The sequence below is a fragment of the Azospirillum sp. UFLA03-27 genome (genome assembly GCF_059803775.1).
In genome coordinates, this window is record NZ_JAUQTX010000001.1 from 38,074 (window position 1) to 64,506 (window position 26,433).

At 68.9% G+C, this 26,433-nt stretch carries 19 protein-coding genes; 8 read left to right on the forward strand and 11 right to left on the reverse strand.

What is annotated here, in order from left to right:
* Positions 1-191 precede the first annotated feature (191 nt).
* The gene (locus tag Q4I23_RS00180; protein WP_051140648.1) at positions 192-719 is read left to right on the forward strand and encodes a peptidylprolyl isomerase; all 528 of its coding nucleotides are present in this window, start codon (positions 192-194) and stop codon (positions 717-719) included.
* A 101-nt stretch (positions 720-820) separates the two neighbouring features.
* On the opposite strand, the gene Q4I23_RS00185 is transcribed toward Q4I23_RS00180, so the two are convergent.
* Entirely contained in the window at positions 821-3,472 is a 2,652-nt protein-coding gene (locus Q4I23_RS00185; protein WP_498524937.1) for a serine/threonine-protein kinase, read from the reverse strand.
* 281 nt (positions 3,473-3,753) lie between these two features.
* On the opposite strand from Q4I23_RS00185, the gene Q4I23_RS00190 reads away from it, so the two are divergent.
* On the forward strand, positions 3,754-4,692 hold the full coding sequence (locus Q4I23_RS00190) for an aldose 1-epimerase (protein ID WP_498524938.1): 939 nt from the start codon (positions 3,754-3,756) through the stop codon (positions 4,690-4,692).
* 31 nt (positions 4,693-4,723) lie between these two features.
* Here Q4I23_RS00190 and Q4I23_RS00195 read toward each other — a convergent pair whose 3' ends face one another.
* The gene (locus tag Q4I23_RS00195) at positions 4,724-5,533 is read right to left on the reverse strand and encodes a lysozyme inhibitor LprI family protein (protein WP_454016725.1); all 810 of its coding nucleotides are present in this window, start codon (positions 5,531-5,533) and stop codon (positions 4,724-4,726) included.
* Between the two features lie 12 nt (positions 5,534-5,545).
* Positions 5,546-6,610, reverse strand: a complete 1,065-nt coding sequence (locus Q4I23_RS00200; protein ID WP_498524939.1) for a hypothetical protein — start codon at positions 6,608-6,610, stop codon at positions 5,546-5,548.
* A gap of 123 nt (positions 6,611-6,733) precedes the next feature.
* Here Q4I23_RS00200 and Q4I23_RS00205 point away from each other — a divergent pair, with 123 nt between their 5' ends.
* From Q4I23_RS00205 to Q4I23_RS00215, 3 genes are all read left to right on the forward strand, one after another.
* The gene (locus Q4I23_RS00205) at positions 6,734-10,078 is read left to right on the forward strand and encodes a transglutaminase family protein (RefSeq protein WP_498524940.1); all 3,345 of its coding nucleotides are present in this window, start codon (positions 6,734-6,736) and stop codon (positions 10,076-10,078) included.
* Positions 10,079-10,204: 126 nt separating this feature from the next.
* Positions 10,205-12,799 (forward strand): circularly permuted type 2 ATP-grasp protein, encoded by a 2,595-nt coding sequence (locus Q4I23_RS00210; RefSeq protein ID WP_454016728.1) that lies wholly within the window; start codon positions 10,205-10,207, stop codon positions 12,797-12,799.
* Positions 12,800-12,872: 73 nt separating this feature from the next.
* Positions 12,873-13,757 (forward strand): transglutaminase family protein, encoded by an 885-nt coding sequence (locus tag Q4I23_RS00215; protein WP_498524941.1) that lies wholly within the window; start codon positions 12,873-12,875, stop codon positions 13,755-13,757.
* A 53-nt stretch (positions 13,758-13,810) separates the two neighbouring features.
* Here the strand turns inward: Q4I23_RS00215 and Q4I23_RS00220 are convergent, their stop codons facing one another.
* The 3 genes from Q4I23_RS00220 to Q4I23_RS00230 form a co-directional block, all read right to left on the reverse strand.
* Positions 13,811-16,933 (reverse strand): efflux RND transporter permease subunit, encoded by a 3,123-nt coding sequence (locus Q4I23_RS00220; protein ID WP_498524942.1) that lies wholly within the window; start codon positions 16,931-16,933, stop codon positions 13,811-13,813.
* Between the two features lie 4 nt (positions 16,934-16,937).
* Complete coding sequence (locus tag Q4I23_RS00225) at positions 16,938-18,059, reverse strand: efflux RND transporter periplasmic adaptor subunit (protein ID WP_454016731.1); 1,122 nt, start codon at positions 18,057-18,059, stop codon at positions 16,938-16,940.
* Between the two features lie 142 nt (positions 18,060-18,201).
* On the reverse strand, positions 18,202-18,570 hold the full coding sequence (locus Q4I23_RS00230; RefSeq protein WP_454016732.1) for a hypothetical protein: 369 nt from the start codon (positions 18,568-18,570) through the stop codon (positions 18,202-18,204).
* A gap of 166 nt (positions 18,571-18,736) precedes the next feature.
* Here Q4I23_RS00230 and Q4I23_RS00235 point away from each other — a divergent pair, with 166 nt between their 5' ends.
* Entirely contained in the window at positions 18,737-19,552 is an 816-nt protein-coding gene (locus Q4I23_RS00235; protein ID WP_498524943.1) for a phosphodiesterase, read from the forward strand.
* Here Q4I23_RS00235 and Q4I23_RS00240 read toward each other — a convergent pair.
* Positions 19,510-20,370 carry a glycosyltransferase family 2 protein gene (locus Q4I23_RS00240; RefSeq protein ID WP_498524944.1) on the reverse strand — a complete coding sequence of 287 codons (861 nt, stop codon included), beginning with the start codon at positions 20,368-20,370 and terminating at the stop codon, positions 19,510-19,512. The two genes, Q4I23_RS00235 and Q4I23_RS00240, sit on opposite strands and share 43 nt — an antisense overlap.
* A gap of 261 nt (positions 20,371-20,631) precedes the next feature.
* Here Q4I23_RS00240 and Q4I23_RS00245 point away from each other — a divergent pair, with 261 nt between their 5' ends.
* Positions 20,632-21,258, forward strand: a complete 627-nt coding sequence (locus Q4I23_RS00245) for an ATP-dependent Clp protease proteolytic subunit (RefSeq protein WP_237906208.1) — start codon at positions 20,632-20,634, stop codon at positions 21,256-21,258.
* Between the two features lie 97 nt (positions 21,259-21,355).
* Here the strand turns inward: Q4I23_RS00245 and Q4I23_RS00250 are convergent, their stop codons facing one another.
* Complete coding sequence (locus tag Q4I23_RS00250) at positions 21,356-21,568, reverse strand: hypothetical protein (RefSeq protein WP_040134149.1); 213 nt, start codon at positions 21,566-21,568, stop codon at positions 21,356-21,358.
* A gap of 76 nt (positions 21,569-21,644) precedes the next feature.
* On the reverse strand, positions 21,645-22,202 hold the full coding sequence (locus Q4I23_RS00255; RefSeq protein ID WP_454016735.1) for a hypothetical protein: 558 nt from the start codon (positions 22,200-22,202) through the stop codon (positions 21,645-21,647).
* 222 nt (positions 22,203-22,424) lie between these two features.
* Here Q4I23_RS00255 and Q4I23_RS00260 point away from each other — a divergent pair, with 222 nt between their 5' ends.
* Positions 22,425-23,909: a tetratricopeptide repeat protein gene (locus tag Q4I23_RS00260; protein WP_498524945.1), complete on the forward strand. Its 1,485-nt coding sequence runs from the start codon at positions 22,425-22,427 to the stop codon at positions 23,907-23,909.
* Between the two features lie 4 nt (positions 23,910-23,913).
* On the opposite strand, the gene Q4I23_RS00265 is transcribed toward Q4I23_RS00260, so the two are convergent.
* Both Q4I23_RS00265 and Q4I23_RS00270 read right to left on the reverse strand, forming a co-directional pair.
* On the reverse strand, positions 23,914-24,942 hold the full coding sequence (locus Q4I23_RS00265) for a YcjF family protein (RefSeq protein ID WP_454016737.1): 1,029 nt from the start codon (positions 24,940-24,942) through the stop codon (positions 23,914-23,916).
* Positions 24,939-26,354 carry a YcjX family GTP-binding protein gene (locus Q4I23_RS00270; protein ID WP_498524946.1) on the reverse strand — a complete coding sequence of 472 codons (1,416 nt, stop codon included), beginning with the start codon at positions 26,352-26,354 and terminating at the stop codon, positions 24,939-24,941. The genes Q4I23_RS00265 and Q4I23_RS00270 overlap by 4 nt, the downstream gene beginning before the upstream one ends.
* Positions 26,355-26,433: the final 79 nt, after the last annotated feature.

Consider the following 26,433-nt stretch of genomic DNA (forward strand, 5'->3'; position numbering starts at 1 on the left):
GTCCATCGCGGCCGGGGCGCGACCGTGCAGCGTTGGGACAATGATGAGCCGGCGGCGGAAACGGATCGGAAAGGCACCGATGAAGGCAGCCCCGCAGGGCGTCTTTGCATCGGCGCCGGTTTCCCCTATGGTCGCGTCCGCGGAATCGGCACATCGGAGTGTTTCGCATGTTGCGGTGGACGCGCATTCTCATGGCGGCACTGTTCGCCACATTCATCTTCGCTCAGGGGGAGGCCAAGGCCTTGGATCCGGAAAACACCCTCTACCTCGACCTCAAGGACGGCCGCGTGGTCATCGAACTGCGCCCCGACCTGGCACCGAACCACGTCGCCCGCATCAAGGAGCTGACCCGTCAGGGCTTCTACAACGGCGTCGTCTTCCACCGCGTGATCGACGGCTTCATGGCCCAGACCGGCGATCCGACCGGCACCGGCACCGGCGGCTCCGGCAAGAAGCTGAAGGCTGAGTTCAGCAACGAGCCGCACGTCCGCGGCACGCTGTCGATGGCCCGCACGCCGGACCCGGACAGCGCCGACAGCCAGTTCTTCATCTGCTTCGCCCCGGCCTCGTTCCTGGACAAGCAGTACACCGTCTGGGGCAAGGTCGTCGAAGGCATGGAGTTCGTCGACAAGATCAAGAAGGGCAGCCAGTCCCGCAACGGTCAGGTCAGCGACCCGGACAAGATCGTCAAGATGCAGGTTGCCGCCGACGCCAAGTAACGGCGCCGGGGAAGGGATCGCCGATCGCGGCGGTCCTGTTCAGGTGATTGGGGCGGTGAAACCGCGCGCCGCCCCGTTTCCCGCCCCAATCCTCCGGGTCGTCACGGCCCGTTGATCGCCCCGGTCAGCGCCACCAGGAGATCCCGCATGCTGCGGGGCCGGTCCTGCCAGCGCATCGAGAGGCCGCTCAGCAACACCTTCTCGAACCCGGGCGGCACCGTGGCGCCGCCTTCGGCCAGACGGGGCACCCGGTCATTCATGAAGCGGCTGGTGGCATCGGGCGGTGTCTTTCCGGTCAGCGCATAGTAGACGGTGGCGCACAGCGCGTAGACATCCGTCCAAGGCCCCTGCTTTCCGTCCGGGGCGTACTGTTCGGGCGGCGCGTAACCCGGCTTCAGGATCACCGTCAGATCGGCGCTCTTGCCCGCGGCGTGGCGTGCGGCGCCGAAATCCAGCAGTTTGCGCTCCCCTCCGCTCGTCAGGAAAATATTGTCGGGGCTGATGTCGCGGTGGATCAGGCCCTGCTCGTGCACGGCGTGCAGCGCCTTGATGATCGGCGACAGCAGAGTCAGCGTCGGGCGCGCCGCGATCCGTCCGCCATTCTCGGAGACATGCCGCTTCAGGGTCCGCCCGTCGAGAAGCTCCATGACGAGATAGGCGGTCTCGTTCTCCTCGAAGAAGTCCTGGACGCTGACGATCTCCTTGACCTCCCGCAGGCGGGCGAGCATCCGCGCCTCCTCCAGGAACTTCGCCAGCCCGGTGGAGAAGCTCGCCGCGTGCTCGTCCGAGAAGGGGGCGATCCCCGGCGATCCGGCGACGCGGGACACCAGATTGGCGGGGTAGAATTCCTTCACCGCGACCTTGATCTGAAGCCGTTCGTCCCAGCCGAGATAGGTGGCGCCGAAGCCCCCCTGCCCCAGGACGCGGCCCACCAGATAGCGCCCTAGCAGCCGCGTTCCCGGAAGCAGATGGACCCCGTTTCGGTTCGGCACGCGGACCGGATAGCCGCAATCCCGGCACACCTCGCGCGGGGCCTTCGGCACGAAGCAGGCCGGGCATAGGCTCGACGCGGTGGCGCCGACCAACGGTGCCTCCATTGTTACTGCAGCGACGCTCACCGGAAGGGCGATGCTGCGGACCGGCGGAGCCGCGACGGTGGGCAGCGCCGTCGCCCCGCAAGGCTCGAAGGCGGACCGCGCCGCCGGCTGGTCGCGCAGGGACGACGGCTTGGCCGGCGGCAGTTGCATCTGACTCAGACGGTCGAGCAGTTCGTACAGGCGGCGGACCTCCGCCTGGGCGATGTCGTCGCTCTGGGCGCCGGCCAGTTCGGCCTGGAACTGCGGCTGGCGGGCCGTCTCCAGAATGTGCTGGCGCAGGACGGAAAGCGCCCCGCCGTCGCCGATCAGACCGGAACAGGCAAGTTCCGCGAGGCGAATGATCCGGCGGCGCGGCAGCGGTTCGATCTGGCGCAGCCGCTGGACGAGCCGGCCCCGCCGGACGAAGTCATCGACCACCGAATCCGCGCGGGCGGCGATCCGTTCCCGATCGTGCTCCGGCAGCGCCGAACCGCGAATGGCCTCCACCGCGCCGGTCAGGGCCTGCCGCACCAGCGCCGTGTCGGGCGTCTGGAGCACCATGGTCTCCACCAGCAGCTCGTTCTTCAGCGCGGCGTCCAGCGCGTCCACGATCTCACCCATGTGCCGCTCCGCGGCCGGCACCGTGGAGACGGCGGCCAGATAATGGATTCGGCAGATCAGGTCCGGCTGCGTTTCGCTGAGCCCCACGATGGACCGCCGATAGGCGCTCGCACCACCCTGCTCCAACCGGCGGGAGTAGCGGACGGTCAGCGCGTCGGCCATGGCCGATCCGCCGGTCAGCCCTGACGGGGTCAGCAGATGCCCCATCAGCGCGCGCAGCAGGTCGGCTTCCTGTTCCGCCGTGCCGCGCCCGAGCGTTTGCGGCGCGCGAAGCTGGCGCCGGATGCGCTCCAGAACCATGTCGCGGGCGGCGGGCAAGCGCCCCTGGCGGAACAGGCCGTTGAGAACGCCCAGCCGGTTCGGTCCGAACGCCTCCATCGGCACGCGTCCGAACAGAAGGTCGCACAGCCTCACCAGCGGTGAGCCACCGGCCGGCGTGTTTCCGAACAGTTCCTGCGTCGCGGCGGGCGAGGCCAGCACGTCGCCGATCACCTCGTCCAGCGCGGTGGACAGGGCGTCCTGCCGCTCCGCCGGAAACAGCTGGATCAGAGCGTCGAGCTTCGACGCCCAGGTCCGACGTTCCTCAAGCTCCAGGCAAATCGCCGCGCGCAGATCGAATCCCGCATCGCCGGTCGGCGATTTTCCCGGTGCGCTGCGCAGGATGGAATCGATGAGGGCACGCCCCCGCCCCGCCCCGGTGAAGGCGAGTTGGGTGGCGCGGGCCTTCGCCACGGTTTCGGATAGCGCGTTGTCCAGCGCACGGCGGCGCGCCTTGGCATCCTGGCCGGGAAGGCGGGCCTGCACCGTGGCGACCCGGCCCAGGGCGGACTCCATCAGCGTGGCCTTGGCCTGCAGCGCCTTCAGATGCCGGCTGCTGTGGATCAGCTCTGTCGGGGTCAGCACGAGGCTGTCGAGATGCGGACGCAGCGCGATGCCGATGACCATCCGCGCCGGCCCGCCATGGTGATCGGCAAGCGTCTGGCACAGCACCGCCTCGTCGAGCGTGCCGGCGGGGCCGGGTGCCCCTGCGGAGGCGGGCGTCCTTGAGGCGGGCATTGACACGGGCAGCCTATGGGCAGGATCGGCGTGGCGGCGAATGGCCTGGACAGTCGGCCATAATCTGCGCGGTCCGGTAAACAGCCGGTATACGTCGGCCGAAATGACCGAACGGTGTGGTTGCACCGCGGCAGAGGATGTTTGCGCAGAGGTGTTGCAAGGGGCCATCGGGCTTGGACCGTGGCACACTTTTGCGCGCAGCCCCGCCCTTCCCTTCCCCTGCGGGCTGTGCGATACCCGAACCGATACCGGCGCCCAACCACCGCTGGCAGGAGATCCGGATGGAGCAGGTCGAGTTGGACCAGGGAATCGGCGCCCACACCCTCACGCTGCATCGCAGCGCTGCGAACGGCTCCCTGGAATGCACGCTGTGCCCGCGGCACGGCGGCGTCGTTGCCCGCCTCGCCTGGCACGGCGCGGACGGAACGATCGACCTCCTGCGCCCGGCCACCGATTGGGCGTTGCGCCACGGCTCGGCCAACGACATGGGTTGCTTCCCGCTTGTGCCCTTTTCCAACCGGATCGGCGGGGGGCAATTCAGCTTCGACGGGCGACAGGTGCGGCTTCCGCTCGACGGAGACGGCAACCCGCATGTCATCCACGGCCATGGCTGGCGCGCCGCCTGGACGGTCGAGGAGGCCGCCGAATCCGCCGTGCGCATGGTTTTCCGGCACCCTGCCGACGCTTGGCCCTGGCGCTACCGCGCGACGCAGACCGTGGTGCTGGAGGAGGACGGGGCCAGCCTGACCCTCTCCCTCGTCAACGAGGACGACACGCCGATGCCCGCCGGGATCGGGCTGCACCCCTATTTCCCGAAGCCACCGGGCACCCGCCTGACCGCTCGGGTCGACGGCGTCTGGCTGAACGGGCCGACCATCCTTCCGGTGGAGCGCGCCGCGGTGCCGCCCCGCTGGGCCTTCACGGACGGGATCGTCATGGACCGGACCGTTCTCGACAACGGCTTCACCGGCTGGGACGGGGTGGCGGCGCTGGATTGGCCGACGCTCAACCGTCGATTGTCGATCGAGACCGAAGGACCGTTCGGCCATCTCATCGTCTATGCCCCACCGGGCGAGGATTATCTCTGCGTCGAGCCGGTGTCCCACATGACCGACGCGGTCAACCATCCGGAGCAACCGGACACCGGCCTGCACCGTCTCGAACCGGGTGAGGAACTGAGCGGCACCATGCGCTTGCGCCTGGAAACGCTGGCCCGTTAAACGCTCGCCCGTTGAGAGCCGGTCCGCGGCGTCAGCGGCAGCGGACGAAGGTGGCGCCGAAGGCCGGTTGGTCCAGCGTCAGGAACAATCTGTCCAGCCGCGGCGCCTCGGCGGCGTCCAGGCGCAGAACACCTTCCGGCAGACCCTCTTCCCCGCCGAAGGACAAACCTTCCGTCAGATCGCCCTCGCCGGGCGCCAGCGGGCCTTCCAGCGGAAAAGCGGCAATGCGCGGATCGTGCAGGCTGAAGGCCCCGTCGCTGGTGATCTCCAGGTAGGAGGTCCGGCAATCGTCGATCGGTGTCCGGGTGGCCGGATCGGCCTTGGCCCAGCGGCCGGTCAGGGCCGGCACATCCACCGTGCGCTTCGCCGAGACCGGCTTGGCCTGGCCTTGGCCGATAGGCTGAGCCGGGCGTTGCGGGGCGGCGGCGGTGACGGTCAGCGGCTCGTCGGCCAGCGGGGCACGGCGGGCGGCCAGTTCCGATTCGAGCGCTTTGGTGCGGTCGGCCATCTGGCGTGTCAGACAGGCGGCGCGGTCCTTGTTCTTCTTCGGGTCGGCAAGATCGGCCTCCGCGACCGGGCAGGCAGCGTCCCGCCGCTGGACCCAGGCGCGCTGGCCGGCGGCGACCGCCTCCTCGCCAGCCTTCCCGGCCTCGTCGGCCAGCGCACGCAGCGCCGAATCGAGCTTGTCGGCGGCCCCCGCCAGCGATGGATCACGGCACAGCAGGAGCGCGACCGGAGTCTCCCCGGCGCAGTCCGCAGGCTTGGCGGCCTCTCCGCTGGTGTCCGCCGCCACGGCCGTGCCGGCCATCAGCATGCCCGCCAGAAGAATCGCTGCCCGCATCGCACACATCCCTTACGCCGGAAACGCTTCCAGGACGGCTTTGACCTGCCGCTGGAAATCCTGGTCGCTGCGATAGCGCGTCAGGACCGTCTTGTCACGCTGAACGAGGAAAAAGATGTCCTCGCGGCTGGGCAGGGAGCGCGGATTGGGCTTGTCCAGCAGGTCCCCGTTCCAACCGATCCGCGCCATGAAATAGACGGCACGGGAATTCAGCATGAACAGCTTGTTGTCGGGCGCCATTTTTTCCCGACGCAGCAGGGCGTAGAGATAATAGTTTCGTCCATGAAAATAATTGACGTAGATCGACTGCAGCGCCGCAAAGCGTTCTTCAGGGCTCGTGTATTTCTTGATCTGCCGTTCCAGCTTGAATCCCGCGAAGAAATACTCCCGCGCCTCGTTTTCGAAGGAGAAGGCGGAGCCGCGGATCTGGGTGAGTTGCTCCCCATACTTGCGCAGAACGCGTCCCATCAGCAGTTCGAGGAAGCGCCGCTCCGCCGCGAGGTCGTCGGGAGACTGCAGGATCATCTCGAAGACATGGCGGAGATGATAGGGGTGCCGGACCACGATGACCGGAACGCTCGACGCCGGGCGTTTCTCCGGTCCCCGCCGCTCCCCAAGCATGGTCGCCGACGGCGACACCGAGGCGATCACAGAGGAAATGGTGTCCTGGATCTTCCAGCGCCGCTTCGCCTGCGCGGATTGCTTGCCGATGTGGAAACGCGCCAGCCGGCGCTGCCACCGGCTGCGCCACGTCTCCTTCGGCGCCTTATGGGTCGGCAAATTGGCGACGACCAATGGATTGCCGAGCATATCCGCCGGAGGCGGCAACGGGTTGAAGTTGAAGTATTTGCCGGTGACGACTCCGCGCGTGGCACCGCCGGGCGCTCCATCGCCCGCAGATGCACCGCCACCCAAGGACAGGCCAGCCAGCGTCGCCATTTCCGATTCACACTCTGCCTGGGTCGCTCCCGTCCGGCGAACGGGGCCGGCGGACAGGAATTGGGTCTTTATAAAGCGGGTGGAGCGGTGAAGAAAGGCGCAACCGGTCCAATATGCATCTGCTTGTTTTTTGTGCAACCAGTTCGTGCCGCGATTGCGAAGGCGCTCTGGTCTGCACGAACTCTTCAATGGTACTATGCCCTCGCCCGCGCGGCGGAGAGCCGCAGGGGACCGGCCAGCGCAGACAACGGGTGGAACTTCATGGCGATCCACGTCGCTCTCAACCACAAGACCGTCTACCGTTACGACCGTTTGGTCAATCTGGGGCCACAGATCGTCCGGCTCCGCCCGGCTCCCCACTGCCGCACCCCGATCCTCAGCTATTCGCTGCGCGTCACCCCGAAGCATCATTTCCTGAACTGGCAGCAGGATCCCCAGTCCAACTACCAGGCCCGCTTCGTCTTCCCGGAGAAGACCCGCGAATTCGTGATCGAGGTCGATCTCGTCGCGGAGATCGCGGCGATCAACCCCTTCGACTTCTTCCTGGAGGAGAAGGCCCAGACCATCCCCTTCGCCTACGAACCCTGGCTGGAGCGCGAGCTGCGCCCCTATCTGGAGGTGGAGGAGCCGGGGCCGCTGCTGGCCGATTACCTGACCGGCATCTCGCGGGAACCGGCGGCGTCCATCAACTTCCTGGTGGGCATCAACCAGCGCCTTCAGACGGACATCGGCTACGTCATCCGCCTGGAGCCCGGCATCCAGACCTGCGAGGAGACGCTGGGCAAGCGCACCGGGTCCTGCCGCGATTCGGCGTGGCTGCTGGTGCAGATCCTGCGCAACCTCGGTCTGGCCGCGCGTTTCGTCTCCGGCTACCTGATCCAGCTCACCGCCGACCAGAAGGCGCTCGACGGCCCGTCCGGCCCCGAAGAGGACTTCACCGACCTGCACGCCTGGACCGAGGTCTTCCTGCCCGGCGCCGGATGGGTCGGCCTCGACCCCACCTCCGGCCTGCTGGCGGGCGAGGGACACATTCCGCTGGCCTGCACGCCGGACGCCTCGTCCGCCGCCCCCATCTCCGGCCTCATCGACGAGTGCGAGGTGGAGTTCGGGCACGAGATGTCGGTCACCCGCATCTATGAGGCGCCGCGCGTCACCAAGCCCTACACCCCCCGGCAGTGGGCGGGGATCGAGGCGCTGGGCCACCGCATCGACGAGGAGCTGACCGCCGGCGACGTGCGCCTGACCATGGGCGGCGAGCCGACCTTCGTCTCCATCGACGACATGGACGGGGCGGAGTGGAACACCACGGCGCTCGGCCCCAACAAGCGCAAGATGGCCGCCGACCTCGTGCACCGGCTGGCCAACCGCTTCGCGCCGGGTGGGCTGCTGCATTTTGGCCAGGGCAAATGGTATCCCGGCGAATCGCTGCCGCGCTGGGCGATGACCGTCTACTGGCGCCGCGACGGCGAGGCGCTGTGGGCGAACAGCGACCTGCTGGCCCGCGAGGACACCGACTACGGGCACACGGCGGAGGATGCCGGCGCCTTCCTGGTCACGCTGGCGAAGAAGCTGGGGCTCGACCCGGCGCTGGTGCTGGCGGCCTATGAGGACCCCTGGCACTACCTGCGCCGCGAATCGCTGCTGCCGGTCAACGTCGATCCGCTGGACAGCAAGCTGGAGGACAAGGAGGAGCGCGCTCGCCTCGCCCATGTCTTCACCCGCGGCCTGAACGAGCCGGTCGGCTTCGCCCTGCCGATCAACCGCAAGGTGACCCAGCAGGGGCCGGTGTGGCTGTCCAGCGCGTGGCCGCTGCGCCAGGAGCGGCTGCTGCTGATGCCGGGCGACAGCCCGGTCGGCTTCCGCCTGCCGCTCGGCTCGCTGCCCTGGGTGTCGCCGCAGGACTATCCCTACTCCTGGGAGACCGATCCCTTCGAGGAGCGGGCGCCGCTGCCGCCGAACCGGGTGCCGCTGCGCCAGCACGCCCTTCGCGAGGAGGCCGAACGACAGGACGCCTCCCGACGGAACGAGCGCGTCCAGCGCGCCATGGCCGAAGTGCGCAGCGAGATGCCGGAGCACGGCAAGTCCGCCTGGTGGGTGGTCCGCACCGCCCTGACCTGCGAGGCGCGCAACGGGCGCATTCACCTCTTTCTGCCGCCGATGAACACGCTGGAGGACTATCTGGCGATGCTGGCGGAGATCGAGGCGACGGCGCTCGAACTGGACATGCCGGTGGTGATCGAGGGTTACCAGCCGCCGAAGGACCCGCGCCTGAACTCGCTGGCCGTCACGCCCGACCCCGGCGTGATCGAGGTGAACATCCACCCCTCCCACAGTTGGGACGAGCTGGTCCGCAACACGCTGGAACTTTACGAGGACGCCCGCCAGTCGCGGCTGGGTGCGGAGAAGTTCATGATCGACGGGCGCCACTGCGGCACCGGCGGCGGCAACCATGTGGTGATGGGCGGCGCCACCGCGGCGGACAGCCCCTTCCTGCGGCGGCCCGACATGCTGCGCAGTCTGATCACCTTCTGGCAGAACCACCCGTCGCTCTCCTACGCCTTCTCCGGCCTGTTCATTGGCCCGACCAGCCAGGCGCCGCGCGTGGACGAGGCCCGCGACGACGCGCTCTACGAGCTGGAGATCGCCTTCAACCAGATCGACAAGGCCGCCGCGACGGGCGATTGCCCGCCCTGGATGGTCGACCGCGTGCTGCGCAACCTGCTGACCGACGTACAGGGCAACACCCACCGGGCGGAGTTCTGCATCGACAAGCTCTATTCCCCGGACAGCTCCACCGGGCGGCTCGGGCTGGTCGAGTTCCGCGCCTTCGAGATGCCGCCCCACGCGGAGATGAGCCTGACCCAGCAGCTTCTGCTGCGCGCCCTGGTCGCGCGCTTCTGGAAGGCGCCCTACAAGGGCAAGCTGGTGCGCTGGGGGACGGAACTGCACGACCGCTTCATGCTGCCCTACTTCGTGCAGCAGGATCTGGCGGACGTCATCGCCGACCTGCGCGACCACGGCTATCCCATCGAGGAGCGCTGGTTCGACCCGCACATGAACTTCCGCTTCCCGGTCTACGGCCACGTCAACCAGCGCGGCATCTCGCTGGAACTGCGCATGGCACTGGAGCCCTGGAACGTCCTGGGTGAGGAGCCGGGCGGCGGCGGCACCGTGCGCTACGTCGACAGCTCGGTCGAGCGGGTGCAGGTGCGGGTCACCGGCCTGACCGACGCGCGCTACGCCATCACCTGCAACGGCCGCCGCGTGCCGCTGATCCCCACCGGGACGGAAGGCGAGTTCGTGGCCGGCGTGCGGTACCGGGCGTGGCAGCCGCCCTCCTGCCTGCACCCGACCATCCCGGTGCACACGCCGCTGGTCTTCGACATCCTGGACCTGTGGGCGGGCCGCTCCATCGGCGGCTGCACCTACCACGTCATGCATCCGGGCGGGCGCAACTACGACACCTTCCCGGTCAACGCCAACGAGGCGGAGGGGCGGCGCCTCGCCCGCTTCTTCCCCTTCGGCCACACCCCCGGCCCGATGGAGACACCGGCGGAGGAGCGCAACCCTCAGTTCCCGATGACTCTGGACCTGCGGCGAGGCTGATCGGTCCTCAGCCCCCGGCCGGAATACGCCTTTCGGCCGGGGGGCGCCGATGCGCCGCTTGCATCGGCGGGAGCGGGCGTTCACACTTGCTGCGCATTGCACCGCCGTGAACGTACGATCCGAACCTTGGCCGACCGTGATTCGCCCTTTCTTGACCCCAGCGCGCCCCCTCCACCGGGGCTGCGTCCGGTGCCGTTCCTCCAGGGGTCGCTGTTCGGCGAGGCCGACGCCATGGGCTATGGCCGCGGCGAGGTCTATGACGAGATGGTCACCGGCCAGGGCCGTCTGCGCCCGCACTGGCAGACCTTCATGGGCACGCTGGGCCCCCTCGACCCGGAACTGATGGCCGAGCGGTGGGAAGAGGCGCGGCGCCTGCTGCACCAGAACGGTGTCACCTACAACATCTACGGCGACCCCAAGGGGATGGAGCGGCCCTGGCCGCTCGACATGGTGCCGCTGCTGATCCCCTCCCACGAATGGAAGGCGGTCGAATCGGGACTGATCCAGCGCGCCACGCTGCTGAACGCGGTGCTGGCCGACATCTACGGGCCGCAGACCCTGACGCGCAGCGGGCGGCTGTCCCCGGCGGTCATCCACGCCGACCCCGGATTCCGCCGCGCCGTGCACGGCATTCCAGTGCCGAACGACATCCACCTGCATTTCTACGCGGCGGACCTTGCCCGCGCGCCGGACGGGCGCTGGTGGGTGCTGTCCGACCGCACCCAGGCGCCGAGCGGCAGCGGGTACGCGCTGGAGAACCGGGCTGTGCTGGCGAAGGTCCTGCCGGACAGCTTCCGCCACTGCCAGGTGGAGCATCTGTCGCCCTTCTTCGAGGCGTACAAGGAAACGTTGCTGTCGCTGAGCCCGCGCCGCGACCAGCCGCGGATCGTCCTTCTGACGCCCGGCCCCTACAACGAAACCTATTTCGAGCACGTCTATCTGGCCCGCTACCTCGGCATCACGCTGGTGGAGGGGGCCGACCTGACCGTGCGCGACCGTCAGGTCTATCTGAAGACCCTGTCGGGGCTGGAGCCGGTGGACGTCATCCTGCGCCGCCTGGACGCCGACTTCGCCGACCCGCTGGAGCTGCGCGCCGACAGTTCGCTGGGTGTGGCGGGTCTGATCGAGGCGGTGCGTGCCGGCAACGTCGTGGTGGCGAACGCGCTCGGCTCCGGCTTCATGGAATCCATGGCGGTCAAGTCGTCGCTGCCCATGCTCTGCCGCCATCTGCTGGGCGAGGAGCTGAAGATGCCCGGCGTCGCCGTCTGGTGGTGCGGCAACGACGACGAGCGCGCCTACGTCATCGAGCATCTGGACGGGCTGGTGGTGAAGCCGGCTTTCCCGTCCCTGTCCTTCGAGCCGATCTTTGGCGCCGACCTGTCGGCGGGGGAGCGCGCCGCCCTGGTGGAGCGCATCAAGGCCCGCCCCTGGTGCTACGTCGCGCAGGAACGGCTGGCCCTGTCCACGGCACCGGTCTGGCAGGGCGGGCGGCTGCAGCCGCGCCCGCTGGTGCTGCGTGTCTTCCTCTGCGCCCGCCCGGACGGCAGCTACACCGTCATGCCCGGCGGCCTGACCCGCGTGTCCACCGAATCCGGGAAGCTGGTCGTCTCCATGCAGCGGGGCGGCGGCAGCAAGGACACCTGGATCCTGTCCGGGCGCCGGGCCGAGACCACACCGGCGACGCCGCGCCCGCAGCCTGCCCAGGAGCCGCAGCCGGTGCCCAAGGCGGCCTCTGCCGACCTGCCCAGCCGGGTGGCCGACAGTCTCTACTGGCTGGGCCGCTACGCGGAGCGGTCGGAGGGCACGGTGCGCCTGCTCCGTTCCACCCATTCCCGCCTGACCGACGGCAACGTGCCCGGCGCGTCGCTCCAACTCCGCCCGCTGCTCCATCTGATGGCCTGGGAGGGCATGATCCCCTGGGACCTGACGCGCGTCACGGCGCTCGGCGGCGGGCGGGCGTTGCGGGCGGCGCTTTACAGCTCGGTCGTCGATCCGGACCATCCCAACAGCCTGCGCGCCCAGGTGCAGCGGGTGCACCGAACCGCCTATTCGGTGCGCGACCGCCTGTCGCTCGACATGTGGCGGGTGGTGACGATGCTGGAGCGGCAGAGCCAGCCGCCGGCGCACAAGCTCGACGCCGCCGCCATGCTGTTGCGGCTGGACGACCTGATGACCAGCCTCGCCGCCATCGCCGGGCTGGAGCAGGAAAGCATGACGCGCGGCCAGGGTTGGCGCTTCCTCGACATCGGGCGCCGCATGGAGCGGGCGCTCCACATCATCTCGGTGATGCGCGGCATCCCGGTCCACACGCTCGACCGCCAAGACGAGCCGGTGCAGGTGGCAACGCTGAGCGTGCTGCTGGAACTGGGGGAGAGCGTGATGACCTACCGGTCCCGCTATCTGACCAGCGTGCGCCGCCGCCCGGTGCTTGAGTTGCTGCTGGCCGACGATTCGAACCCGCGCGCCCTGGATTTCCAATTGGCGGCGCTGGAGCGCCATGTGGCGGCCCTGCCCAGCGGTTCGCAGGCCGTGCCGGGCGACACGGCCGCCTCGGCCCGCTCGATCCTCGGCGCCGCCCGCGCCTCGCTGCGCGCGCCGGAGGCTCTGGACTCGGGCACGGCCCTGCACACGCTGCTGGACTCGCTCGCCCTGTCTTTGCCTGAGATATCCAACCTCCTGACCCACGCCTATTTCAGCCATGCCTTTGCCCGACCGGCCTGACCTCTCCCCGACCATGGCCGGCGCGGCCCCCGCTGACGAGCACTCCGGTGACCGTTTCGGCGTTCGCTTCCGCGTGCGCCACACGACCCGCTACGACTATGGCGAGGACGTGTCGGTGTCGCACCATCTGCTGCACCTGACGGCCCGCCCGCACCCGCGCCAGCGCGTCCACCAGAGCGCGCTGACCATCCTGCCGGCGCCGGCGGTGCAGTCGTCCCACACCGACTATTTCGGCAACACCGTCACTTACGTCGCGATGCAGGAACCGCACCGGCAACTGGTCGTCACCGCGGAGAGCGAGGTGGAGGTCGGCCCGCCCCCGACGCTGGACGCCGCGTTTACCCCATCCTGGGAACATGTGCGCGATTCGTTGGGCGGCCTGACCGGCCCGGAGGACGGTGCGGAGGTCGTCCAGTACCGTTTCGACAGCACGCTGGTGGCGGCCAGCCCGACGCTGCACGACTACGCCGCGCAGTCCTTCACGCCCGGCCGCCCGGCGGCGGAAGCCGCGTTGGACCTGATGCGGCGCATCCACGACGACTTCACCTTCGACCCCGCCGCGACGACGATCGCCACCCCGATGGCCGAGGTGATGCGGCACCGGCGTGGCGTCTGCCAGGACTTCGCCCACATCGTGGTCGGCTGCGTGCGGGCCATGGGTCTGCCGGCCCGCTACGTCTCCGGCTATCTGCGTACGCTGCCCCCGCCGGGCCGGCCGCGCCTGGTGGGCGCCGACGTCAGCCACGCCTGGGCGTCCGTCTGGTGCGGCGCCGAGACCGGCTGGATCGACGTCTGCCCGACCAACGCGCGCCGCGCCGACCAGGACTTCATCACCATCGCCTGGGGCCGCGATTACGACGACGTCAGCCCCGCCCGCGGCGTCCTGATGGGCGCCGCCGGCCACACGCTGTCCGTCAGCGTCGATGTCGAGCCGCTGGAGGACAACGGGGCGCCCTGATCCGGGCGCCCCGCATTCTTTTTCACCGTCCGTCCCAAATCAACGACCGACGATCACTCCGCCGGCTGCGGCTGCGCGCCCGTGGGGTGGCTGGAGGAGCCGTCCACTGCCGGGAAGGGCTTCTTCTTCGCGATGTAGCTGTAGACGGTCGGCACCACGAACAGCGTCAGGAAGGTGCCCAGCAGCATGCCGCCGACGATCACCGCGCCGATGGCCTGCCGGCTCTCCGCGCCGGCCCCATGGGCGTTGGCGAGCGGCACGGCGCCCAGCACCATGGCGCCCGTGGTCATCAGGATCGGGCGCAGACGCAGCACGGCGGCTTCCTCGACCGCCTTGCGGATGTCCACCCCCTCGCGCTGGAGCTGGTTGGCGAATTCCACGATCAGGATGCCGTGCTTGGTGATCAGGCCGACGAGCGTCACCAACCCGATCTGGCTGTAGACGTTCATCGTCCCGCCCGCGAAGTGCAGCGCGGCCAGCGCGCCGGTCATCGACAGCGGCACCGTCAGCATGATCACGAAGGGGTCGATGAAGCTCTCGAACTGCGCCGCCAGCACCAGATAGATGAAGGCCAGCGCCAGGATGAAGACGAAGTAGAGGCCCGTCGCCGATTCCCGGAACTCGCGGCTCTGCCCCGCATAGTCGGTCTGGGCGGTGGCCGGCAGCACCCGGTTCGCAGCATCCTGGAGATAGCCCAGCGCCTCGCCCAGCGAGGTGCCCGGCGCCAGGGTGGCGGTGATGGTGACGGAGCGCAGCTTGTTGAAGTGGTTCAGCTCCTTGGGCGCCACCCGCTCCTCGATGTGGACGAGGTTGGCGAGCGAGATCATCGCCCCGGTGTTGGTGGCGACGCCGGCTTCCGCCGCCATGGTCGGCGTGCCGCGGACGTAAATGGACGCGATGTCGTCCGGGTTGCGGCGGTCGACGTCGCCGACCTGGACCACCACGTCGTACTGCTTGCCCTCCTTCTTGAAGCGCGTGACCTGCCGCCCGCCCAGCAGGGTTTCCAGCGTGCGGCCCACCGTCTCCACGTCCACCCCGAGATCGGCGGCCTTGTCGCGGTCGATGGTGATGCGCAGCTCCGGCTTGTTCAGCTTCAGGTCGGTGTCGAGGTTGGTCAGACCGGGGAACTTCCGCGCCTCCGCCATCAGCCCGTCCACCATTTTCTGAAGCTCGTCGTAGGGCAGCGAGCTTTGGATGACGAAGTTGACCGGCTTGTCCACCGGGCTCTGGCCCAGCGACGGCGGGTTGGTGACGAAGGCCAGGATGCCGGGGATGCCGAACATCTTGGGGAAGAGCTGGGCGGTGATCGCCTGCTGCTTCACATCGCGCTCGTCCCAGTCGATCAGGCGGACGAAGGAGATGCCCTGGTTGACCACCGGGAAGCCGACCACGACGAAGAACTTCTCGACGATGGGGATCTGGCGGAACAGGTCCTCCATCCGCTTGGCGTAGCTTTCCGTGTAGTCGAGCGTCGAGCCCTCCGGTGCGATGGCGATGCCGACGATGGTGCCGCGGTCCTCGACCGGCGCCAGTTCCGACTTCAATCCGGTGAACAGCGTGTAGCTGAGCCCCGCCACCACCGCGCCGACCAGCAGCACCAGCGGGCGCGCCTTCAGCGACAGGCGGAGCAGCGCCCGGTAGCCGTTGGTCAGCCCGTTCAGCAGCCGCTCGATGGCATTGTAGAGCGCGTTGTGCTTGGTCTGGTGCTTCAGCAGCTTGGAGCACATCATCGGCGACAGCGTCAGGGCGACGAAGCCCGAGACAATCACAGCCCCCGCCAGCGTCAGCGCGAACTCGGAGAAGAGGCGGCCGGTGCGGCCGGTCATGAAGCCGATTGGCGCGTAGACCGCGGCCAGCGTGATGGTCATCGCGATGACCGCGAAGCCGATCTCCCTCGACCCCTGCAAGGCCGCCTGGAAGGGCGGCACGCCTTCCTCGATGTGGCGGTAGATGTTCTCCAGCATCACGATGGCGTCGTCCACGACGAGGCCGATGGCCAGCACCATGGACAGCAGAGTCAGCGTGTTGACCGAGAAGCCGAAGGCGTACATCAGTGCGAAGCCGCCGATCAGCGACACCGGGATGGTGACCAGCGGCACCAGCGTGGCGCGGAAGCTGCGCAGGAACACGAAGATGACCAGAACGACCAGGACGATGGCCTCGAAGATCGTGCTGAACACCGCATCGATGGACTTCGCGATGAAGACGGAGCTGTCATAGCCGACATCCACCCCCATGCCGTCGGGCAGGGCGGCGCGGATCTTCGGCAGCGCTTCGTTCACCGCCTTGGACACGTCCAGCGGGTTGGCGGTGGACTGCTTCACCACGCCGATGGCGACGGCGCCACGCCCGTTGAAGCGGGCGCTGACCCGCTCGTCCCGCGCCCCCAGCTCGGCCCGGCCGACATCCTTCAGCCGGACCAGATAGCCGCCGTCGTCGCGCAGGATGATGCGGTCGAACTCCTCCGGCGTGCGCAGGTCGGTTTCGGAGACGACGGTGAACTCCCGCGCCTTGCTCTCGACACGGCCCGCCGGAATCTCGACGTTCTGCTTGCGCAGCGCGTTCTCGACGTCCTGCGGGGTGACGCGATAGGCGGCCATGCGCTGCGGGTCGAGCCACAGCCGCATGGCGAAGCGCCGCTCACCGAAGATCCGCACCTGGGCGACGCCGGGCAGGTTCTGCAAGCGGTCCTTGACGTAGCGGTCGGCGAAGTCCGTCACGTCCAGCGGCGAATGGCGGTCGGAGGAGAAGGCCAGATAGATGATCGGCTGTGCGTCGGCCTCCACCTTCGCGATGACCGGCTCGTCGATCTCGTTGGGAAGCTGGGCGCGCACGCGGCCCACGCGGTCACGCACGTCGCTGGCCGCCGTGTCCACATTGCGGTCCAGCCGGAAGCGCAGGGTGATCTGGCTCTTCTCCGCGCGGCTGATCGAAGACATCACATCGATGCCCTCGATGCCCGACAGCGAGTCCTCCAGGATCTGGGTGACCTGGCTTTCGATGATCTCGGCCGACGCGCCCTTGTAGGTGGTCTCGACCGTGACGACGGGTTCGTCGATCTTCGGGTACTCGCGCACCGACAGGCGCTGGTACGACACGATGCCGATCAGCATGAGCGCGAGGCTCATGACCGTCGCCAGGACGGGCCGGCGGATGGAGATGTCGGAGAGGACCATCGGCTCAGCTCCCCGCCGGCTTGTTGTTCACGACCATCACCGGGGCACCGTCGCGGATCTTCAGTTGGCCGGCGGTCACCACCACGTCGCCGGGCTGCAGGCCGGCGGTGATCTCCACCTCGGCGTTGCGGCGCTCGCCCAGCGTGACCGTGGTCTGCACCGCCTTGCCCTCCACCACCTTGAAGACGAACTGCTTGTTGCCGAAGGCGCTCACCGCCTGCTCCGGCACCAGCACGGCGTTGGGAGTCTGGTCCAGAGTCAGGGCCACCCGAGCGAACAGGCCGGGGCGCAGCGCGCCGTCGCTGTTGGGGACGCGGGCGCGGATCACCACGGCGCGGCCGTTCACGTCGACCAGCGGATCGATGGCGTAGACCGTGCCGTCGAAGGTCCGCCCGCCGAAGGAGTCCACGGCGACCTTCAGGGTCTGGCCGGTGCGGACGGTCGGCAGATACAGCTCCGGCACCCGGAAATCGAGCTTCAGGATCTCGATGGCCTCCAGGTTCACAATGTCCTTGCCCGCAGCCACCACGTCGCCCACCGAGACCTTGCGCAGGCCCAGCACACCGTCGAAGGGCGCCGTCAGGGTCAGCTTCTCCAGTTGCGCCTTGGCGAGCTGAACCGCCGCCTCGTCGGACTGGAGCTTGGCGAGCGCCTGCTCGCGGTTGCGGGCGGGGCCTGTGCGCTGGCGGTACAGCTCGTCGGCGCGGGCCAGCTCGGCGCGGGAGAAGGCAATGCTCGCCTGCGCCTGAGCCAGCGTGGCGCGGGCGATGGAGTCGTCGAGCCGGATCAGCACCGCCCCCTTCTTCACCGCCTGCCCTTCCAGGAAGGCGATCTCGGAGACCTTGCCCGCCACCTCGGGCCGGATGACCACCGATTCGCTGGACAGCAGCGAGCCGACCGCGGTGACTTGGCGCGACACGGTGCCGACCTTGACCGGCGAAGCCTCCACCGGCATCGGCGGTGCCCCGCCCGGCGCAGGAGCGCCGGACGACGCGCCGCCGGGGGACGGAACCTTGCCGGCGAGCAGCGTGTTGATGGTTCCGCCCTGCTTGACGAAGTACCAGTAGGCGCCGCCGCCGAGAGCGACCAGAACCAGAAGGGCGACGATGCGAAGCGTGTGGCGCATGAATACGGAACCCGCACAGGCCCGCCGGCCCGCCGGACGGGCGCGCGGGGCGTTTCGTGTCAACCGGGCCGCTGTGATGGGCGGGCGGTAAACTGAACTATATCGTTCAGTTCAGTTCCGGAGTCGAGACGGTTGCAAGGGTTCAGGCGCGCAAGGGCGGCGGCTCGGGTTCCACAACCCGGCCCTTCTCCATCTCCAACCGCGCGCCATCGGGAAGAATCACCGTCAAATCAGCGGGTTGACCGGGCCCGACCGCCGTGCAGCCGCCGCGCGGACGCACCGGTCCGCCATCGAGGCAAAGGCCGGGCGCGCAGCAGGGTGCCTCGCCCGCCGGTAGAACCGCACGAATCCGATCGCCTTCGATGCGAAGATCGGCCAGCAGGGCGCCATCCGCGCCGGGTGGCGGGGCTCCCTCGCCGAGGTCCGGGGATTCGATGCGGGCGCGCTTCAACCAGAACTTCCCGGACGCCAGCAATCGTGCGAGCAGACAGGCGGAGGTGGACGCGCTCATTCCCCGATCCGATGCAGTGGCGGCAGGACTGTCGTTCGGCCGATGACTCAGCCTGTCATGGAAGCGTAAAGGAAGTTTTGCTCCGGTTGGACTCTTGAACACGTCGGGGAAATCGGCGATGTGACAATCCTTGGTCCTCCGACCCTCGCGTTCCAAGGGGTGCCCGATGCTGATCGCCCAGATGTCCGACCTGCATGTGACGGCCCCCGGCACCATCCCGACCACCGCCTACGACACGAACGCCCGCCTCGCCGCCGCGGTGGCCCACTTGAACGCTCTGGTGCCGCGCCCGGACCTCGTCCTCATCACCGGCGACCTCGTCAACGGGCCGAAGCCCGGCGAGTACGAGGCGCTGTTCGCCCTGCTGGAACCGCTCTCCATTCCTTTGCGCGTGCTGCCAGGCAATCACGACGACCGCGAGGAACTGCGCCGGACTTTCGCCGGCACGGGCTGGATGCCCATGGCCGGTCCCTTCCTTCACCACGCGGTGGAAGAATTTCCGGTCCGCATCCTGATGCTCGATTCGGTCGTCCCCGGTTCGGCGGTGGGGGGCCTGTGCGCCGACCGGCTGTCCTGGCTGGCGCAGCGTCTGTCCGAGCAGCCGGAGCGGCCGACGGCGCTGGCGCTGCACCACCCGCCCTTCGATACCGGGCTGGCCTTCCTGGACACGCTGCGCTGCCTGGAGGGTGCGGAGGAGTTGGGGCGGCTGGTGAGGAGCCGCCCGAACGTCCGGGCCGTCCTGTGCGGCCACACCCACCGCCAGACCGCGGTCGCGTGGAACGGGGCGCATGGCTACGTCGCCCCGTCCGTGGCCTACCAGATCGCGCTGGATCTGGCACCGGAGCCGCCCTACCGCTGGACGGAGGAGCCGTCCGCGCTCGCTCTTCATCAATTCTGGCCGGATGGCATGGTGGTGACTCATCTGAGCGTGATCGGCGACTATCCCGGCAGGGAGTTTTCCCGCAAAGCCAGGAACTCCTGAAAATTGGCGCAGCGTCCGGCAGCCTGCGCGGCCATGTAGGCGGCGTTCAGGGCGCGCTTGGCGCCCAGGGCGGCGGCGAAGCGGTGGCGCAGCGTAGCGTCGGCGATCCGCAGCCCGTCGCCGTCCAATCGGTCGAGAACATGGCGGTAGCAGAGGTCAGCCCGCGTGCCGCTGTCGGCGGAGCAGGTGATCGACCCCTCCCGCTGCCGGTACTCATAGAGCGGCTCCAGCACCAGCGGCAGGCGACCCAGCCGGTCGAGGACCTGAATGTTGAAGACCACGTCGTCGCAGAAATCGACGCCCTCCTCCCAGCCGGGGACGAGGTCGCGACGGACCACGAAGAACATTGGGACGGAGGTTCTCAGAAAGACCGCCGCGTCCAGCGTGGTGGTCCCGGTAGCGGATGGGAACAGGGTGGAGAGCGGCAAGCCGTCGCCGTCGCGCACCACCGCCACATTGTCCGCCGCCGCCCCCTGCGCCGCCGCCAGCGGGGCCAGCCGCGCCAGCCGGTCCGGCTCGAACCGGTCGTCGGCGTCCAGCGGGGCGATCAGTGGCAGGCGCGCACACCGTAGCCCGGCGTTGCGCGCCGCCGGGGCGCCGGATCCGACGCGGCCGGTTCCTGCGAAGGTCAGGCGCGAGTCGGCGATGCCGGCGGCCGCCAGAAGGGCGCGGTAGTCGGCGCCGTCGTCGCTGACCACCACCGCTTCCCAGTGGGGAAAGCTCTGCGCCAACAGGCTGGACACCGCGCGGGCGATGGTGCCCTGCGCCCGGTAGGCCGGAATGATGACCGAGACGCCGCCCCCGATGCCCCCTTCCATGCACCGCCCTCCGATTGTGCAAGGGGCAGTGTGCCTCTCCTTCGCGATGGTCGGCAAGCGGCGATCCGCACCGATGCGGCTAGCCTGAGCGCGACTATGACGGCACCGGGGTGGGATTTGGCGTCGCGGCCCGTTGAACAAGGAACCGATACGGGCTATGTGGAGAAACGAGTGGCGTGGTTCGGTCCCCATCCGACATCCCAGGCCCCCGCAAGCCAAAGCCCCCCGGTAGACACGCCGACCTCAGGGAGTTCAAAAACGATGGCGCAAGACGGATACACCCGCTTCGACGACGAACCCGAGCAGGAGCCGGACGAGAAGTCGAAGGAAAGCGCCCCGCCGCCGTTCGCTGCCGTGCAGTCGAACCTGTTCAAGGCGCGCACGGTGCTGATCTTCGGGCAGATCGACATGAAGCTGGCGCAGGCCGTCTCGGCCCAGCTGTTGGCTCTGGCCCACGAGAGCAACGACGACATCACGGTCGTGGTAAACTCCCCCGGCGGCCACGTCGAGGCGGGCGACACCATTCACGACATGATCCGCTTCGTGAAGCCGCGCGTGAAGATGCTGGGCACCGGCTGGGTCGCCAGCGCCGGCTGCCACATCTTCCTGGCCGCGAATAAGGAAGACCGCTACTGCCTGCCGAACACCCGCTTCCTGATCCACCAGCCGCTGGGCGGCACCGGTGGCCGGGCGACGGACATCGCCATCGAGGCGAAGGAAATCATCCGCATGCGTGAGCGTCTGAACCGCATCATCGCGCGCGAAACCGGCCAGCCGGTGGAGAAGGTTTCCAAGGACACCGACCGGAACTATTGGATGCTGGCCGACGAGGCCCGCGAATACGGCATCGTCAGCCACATCATCGAGACCTTCGACGAGCTGAAGTAAGCGGTCCTCCGGAACGCACGAAGCCCCTCTCCAGCGAGAGGGGCTTTTTTTATGGCCGCGGCTTGGCTTGAACGATCAAGCCCGTCAAATCAGCCGCTTACACGACGATGTTCAGATTCTGCCCGCGCGTGGCCGTGACGTTTCCGCCGGACGAGGACCCATCCGAACCGCCCTGAAGCAATGTGGCGATCGCCTGATCCTGCTGTTGCGCAGTCTGGTTCAGCGTCTTCACGCCGAAGTCCATCTGTCCCTGCGCCTGCCGCAAGCCGACCGCGGCACCCAGGGTGGAGGAGGAAATGTCGAGAGCCATCGGAGGATGCCTTCAAAGGAAACAGGCGGCCAAAGGAAACAGGCGGCCCGACGCCGTACGGTCCGCGCGGCGTCGGTCAGATGACCACGTTGACGGAACCGGTCCCCGCCGGGGGAGCGGCCGCCGCGTGGGCCACCATCGGTGTCGAGGCTACCACCGGCGACATGTGCGCGGAAGTCCCCTGTGACGGGCCGGAACGCCCCCCGCCGGCCCCGGACTGACCCGAGGCCCATCGGTGCACAGGGGAACCGTTGGCGGAGGTCCCGCTCTGGCCGGCGCCGTTCGGCTGGTCCTGCCCTTCCGAGCCGCCAACCAGAAGCTCAAGCGACGCCTTGCCGCTTTTCCGGTCCTTCTGCGCTTCACGGTACTGCCGCAGAGCCGCCTCGGTCGGTATCTGGTCGAGGGTCGCGCCGTCTTCCGGGCTGCGGAACAGCAGAACCAGCCGCGACGCGTCGGCATCGTAACGGTAGGCGGTCTTCGTGTAGCGGGCGGAGAGGGGTTCGGACTGCCCGGTCACGGGGTCCTTTGCGGGCGGAGTCCCGGTGTCGGCCCCGGTTTCAACAGCGTCGCTGTTGCGGGCCGTCATGAAGGCCAACGGCCTTGCAGCCGTTGCGGTGGCGATGGCCACGTTCATGACATTACACCGATAATTGGACAATCCAGATCATATACTGCAGCCGCACTCGTGCATTGTAAAGGGTTCGTTCACCTTTTTTCCGGCTATGCCAAAGGACGAAGTCCCATAGGCTGTTTCCGGTACGAAAGCTTCGCATTCCAGGACCATAGGAACCGTCGCCCACCCTTCTCACAGCCATGACGCTTGCGGAGGGGCGCCAGGGTGCTTAAGCCTGTATGCATGGCTACGATCGCGGAAGCGCTGACGCTCGCCCTGGACCACCATCTGGCCGGCCGGCTGGCCGAGGCCCAGCAGCTCTACAACCGCATCCTGGATGTGGACCCGGATCAGCCGGACGCCTTGCATTTCCTTGGCGTTCTGGCTGGTCAGGTGGGGGAGCAGGCGCTTGGCCTGCAACTCATCGCCCGCGCCATCGCCCAGCGACCCGAAGCGGCGGACATGCACGCCAACAGCGGCAACATCCGCCGCTCCTCAGGACAACCAGAGGCGGCGGTGGAGGATTACCGGCGTGCCGTCGCCCTCCAGCCCGATTTCGCGGAAGCCTGGACCGACATGGCGAACGCCCTGCGCAGCCTGGGCCGCTCCGCCGGGGCCATCACCGCCCTGGAGCGCGCCGTCGCCTCCGTCCCCACCCTGGCTATCGCGGTGGAACGCTTGGGCGCGCTGCGGCACGAGGAGGGGCGCCTGCTGGTGGAGCAGGGGCGCGGCACCGAGTCCCTCCGCCCGCTGGCCCGAGCCGCGGAACTGCTGCCGCTGGACGCCGACGTCGCCTTTCTCTACGGCAACGCGCTGTTCGCGATGGGACTGCGGGAGGACTCCACCTTCGCCTACCGCAACGCCCTGGCCATCACGCCGGATTTTCCGTCCGCCGCCTTCAATCTGGGGATTGCGCTGGGTGTCGTGCACCGGCTTGAGGACTCCGCCCGTGCGCTGGAACGGGCCGCGCGCCTGGATCCACGTCATCTCGACGCCATCGACCGGTTGGTCGTCGCCCTCGCATTCCTCGGTCGGGAGGACGAGGCCGCCGCCTGGGGCGACCAAGCGCTGGAACTGAAGGACCGGACGGCCATCGACACGGCACCTGCCCTGCCCCCGTTGCCCGCTCGGCCACGCGGGGCCGAAGCGCGGCGGCACAACGTCATCGCCTTCAGCCTGTGGAGCGGCCAACCCGCCAATATCCACGACCCGGCGGAGATTTTGCGGCAGACCGTGGCGCTCTATCCGGGTTGGATCTGCCGGGTTCATCACGACGGTACCCTTGCCGCCGACCGGATGGCCGCGCTGGCCGCGGCGGGGGCGGACCTCGTGGCATTGGCCTCAGACGCGCCGACCGCCGGACCCTATTGGCGCCTGACCGCCGCCGACGACCCCACCGTGGCGCGCTTCCTCTGCCGCGATTGGGACACGCTGCCATCCACCGACGGAAGGGCCGCCGTCGATGCCTGGGTCGCCTCCGACCGGCCCTTCCACGTCCTGCGCGACGGGGTTCTGCACACGGAGGTGATGTCAGGCGGTCACTGGGGCGGCGTCGCCGGACTGCTGCCCGACCTGTTGCCGCTGGCCGAGCGCCACGCCGCCGCAGAGGCCGACCGGGCGCAGGACCATCGCTTCCTGCGCCGCATCGTCTGGCCGATGATCCGCGACCGCGCCCTGATCCACGACCGCGCCCATCCCCGGCACGGCCTGCCCTTCCCTACGGTGTGAGCGGCTACAGAACCTGCTTCGGCAGGGACAGCAGTTCCTTGCGGATCTGGCCCATGCTGGGGCGGTTGTCCGGCCCGAAGGCGATGGGGCGGCACAGATGCATCGCGGTCAGCCCGACCCGCGCGGTCAACAGCCCGTTGATCACCCCCTGTCCCATGCGGGTGGAGATCGCCGCGGCGATGGAGCCGCCCAGCGCCTCGACGGCGACGTGGTGGGCGCTTTCCGCCACCCCGGCGACGGCGAGGTTGGCAAGCATCCGCCGCAACAGGCGCAGCGATCCGACATAGCCGGGCCGCGCGCCGTAGAGCGCCGCGATTTCTCGCACCAGCTTCAGGTTGCGCCACAGCACCACCGCGAGATCGACGACCGCCGCCGGGCTGAGCGCAGTCGCCACCGCCGTGTCGCGGGACGCCCGCAGGACGGTCTGGTAGGCGCGGCGGTCCAGCGGCCCCATCACCTCGCGGTCGAGCAGGCGCAGGATCTCCGCGTCGTCGTGGGCGTCCGTCACATGGTCGCGCACCCGCTCCAGCGAGGACGCCAGATCGGCACGACCGTCATAGAGGCGGGTCAGCGACCCGGCAAAGCGCTCGGCGTGGCCCGGCTCCCCGGCCTTCGTCACGATCTCGGTGGACAGGCGCCCGGCCTCGCCGCGCAACTCCTCGATCTTGCGCAGGCGGCGCAGCGCGCGCAGTTCGCGCAGCAGCATCGCCAGCGCCGCCCCGCCGGCCACCGTCACGGCGGCGGCCACCAGGACGCCCAGCGCGGCGCTGGTGGCGAAGGCGCGGTTGAACAGGTCCCAGGTGTCGAAGCCCAGCGCGATCAGCACCAGCGCGGCGACCGAGCCGGCCAACCAGCGGCCGAGCCGGCTGCGCGGCCGGTCCTCCGCCAGCAGCGCGGGAAGGCGCTCCGCCGCCGAACCGGCCAGGGGGCCGGCGATGATCGCCTCCTCCTCCGCCGCGGGGACGGCGGCGGCGCGGGTGGGGTCCAGTTCCATCGGCGGGACCCAGTGGCGGTCGCTGGTGCGCTCGCTCATTCCAGATAATCCCCCAGCAGGAACTGCATGGCCTGATCCAGCCGGATGTGCGGCAGGCCACGCGCCTCGCGGGAGAGGTCAGCGGGCGGCTGGAAGGCCATGAAGTTGTAGGGCCGCTCCTGCCCCGGCGGGAAGTCGGCGTCCTCGGGGATCTCGCCGGGGAACAGCACGGTCGGGCGGTCGCGGCCGAGCGGCACACCGCGCACGCAGCGCAACTGCCGTCCCTCATGCTCGGTCACCACCGTCTCGGTGGATTTCAGGGCGGCGATGGCCATGGTCTCCACCTGCGCCCCTTCGAAGCGGATGCCGGCGCGGGCGTCGGACACCAGCCGGTCCAGCAGATGGCGCAGGCTGTTGTGCTGGTGCGAGGCGACATGGTCGGCCTTGGTCGCGGCAAACAGCACGCGGTCGATCTTCCGGCCCAACAGCCAGTCCAGCCAACTGCTGGACCCGTGGCGGAAGGGCTCCAGACTCAGTTCCAGGGCGCGCTTCATGTCCGCCATGCCCGCAGGACCGGAATTCAGCGCGCCCAGCACGTCGATGAGGACGATCTGGCGGTCGAGCCGTGCGAAATGCTCGGCGAAGAAGCGGCGGACAACCTTGGATTTGTACGCCTCGTAGCGATCCTCCATCAGCGCCCACAGGCTGCCGCGGGTGCGAGGGCGGTCACCCGGCAACGGGCAGAAGGTCAGCAGCGGCGCGTTCGCCATGTCGCCCGGCTCGACGAAGCGCCCCGGCTGGATCAGGCTTAGCAGATTGTCGGAGCGGCGGCAGGCGTGCAGGTAGTCGGTGAACAGCGCCGCGCCGCGCCGCGCCTGCTCCTCCTCCGCCGGGGCCGCCGTGTCGATGGTGGCGAGCCAGCCGCGCCAGGACACCGACAGCTCGTCGCGCGGCGCACGCCCGGCCAACTCCAGGGTGAGCGCGCTCCATTCCGCGAAGGACTGGTGGAGCAGCGGCAGGTCGAGCAGCCATTCGCCGGGATAGTCCACGATGTCGAGATTCAGCGTGGCGACCGGCTGCACCGTACGCTTCAGCATCGCGTTCGGGCGGTAGCGCATGGACAGGCGGAGTTGGCTGATGCCCCGCGTCTCGGTCGGCCAGTGGGGCGCCGGCCCGGTAAGCTCGGCCAGCCGCTGCTCAACCTCGAAACGAGGAACCTGGGCGTCGGGCTGCGGGCGCAGGCGCGAGGCCTGGAAGCGACCGGAGGACACCACGTCGAGGAAGGGAAGCCGCCCGGCCTTCAGCAGGTTGTCGACCAGCGATGTGACGAAGACGGTCTTGCCGGCTCGCCGCAGCCCGGTGACGCCGAGACGGACGTCCTGCTCCAGAATGCCGCCGGAAACGAGATCGCCGGCTCGCCCCAACAGGCGCGAGCCGGCGTCGTACAAGTCGTTGAAGATGGGCACGCGCACGGTCAGCCGGTCCGTATAGGGGACGATCGCCCCTCTATATGGGGGACCGTCCGCCCACGCCTATACCCAGACCGGTGCT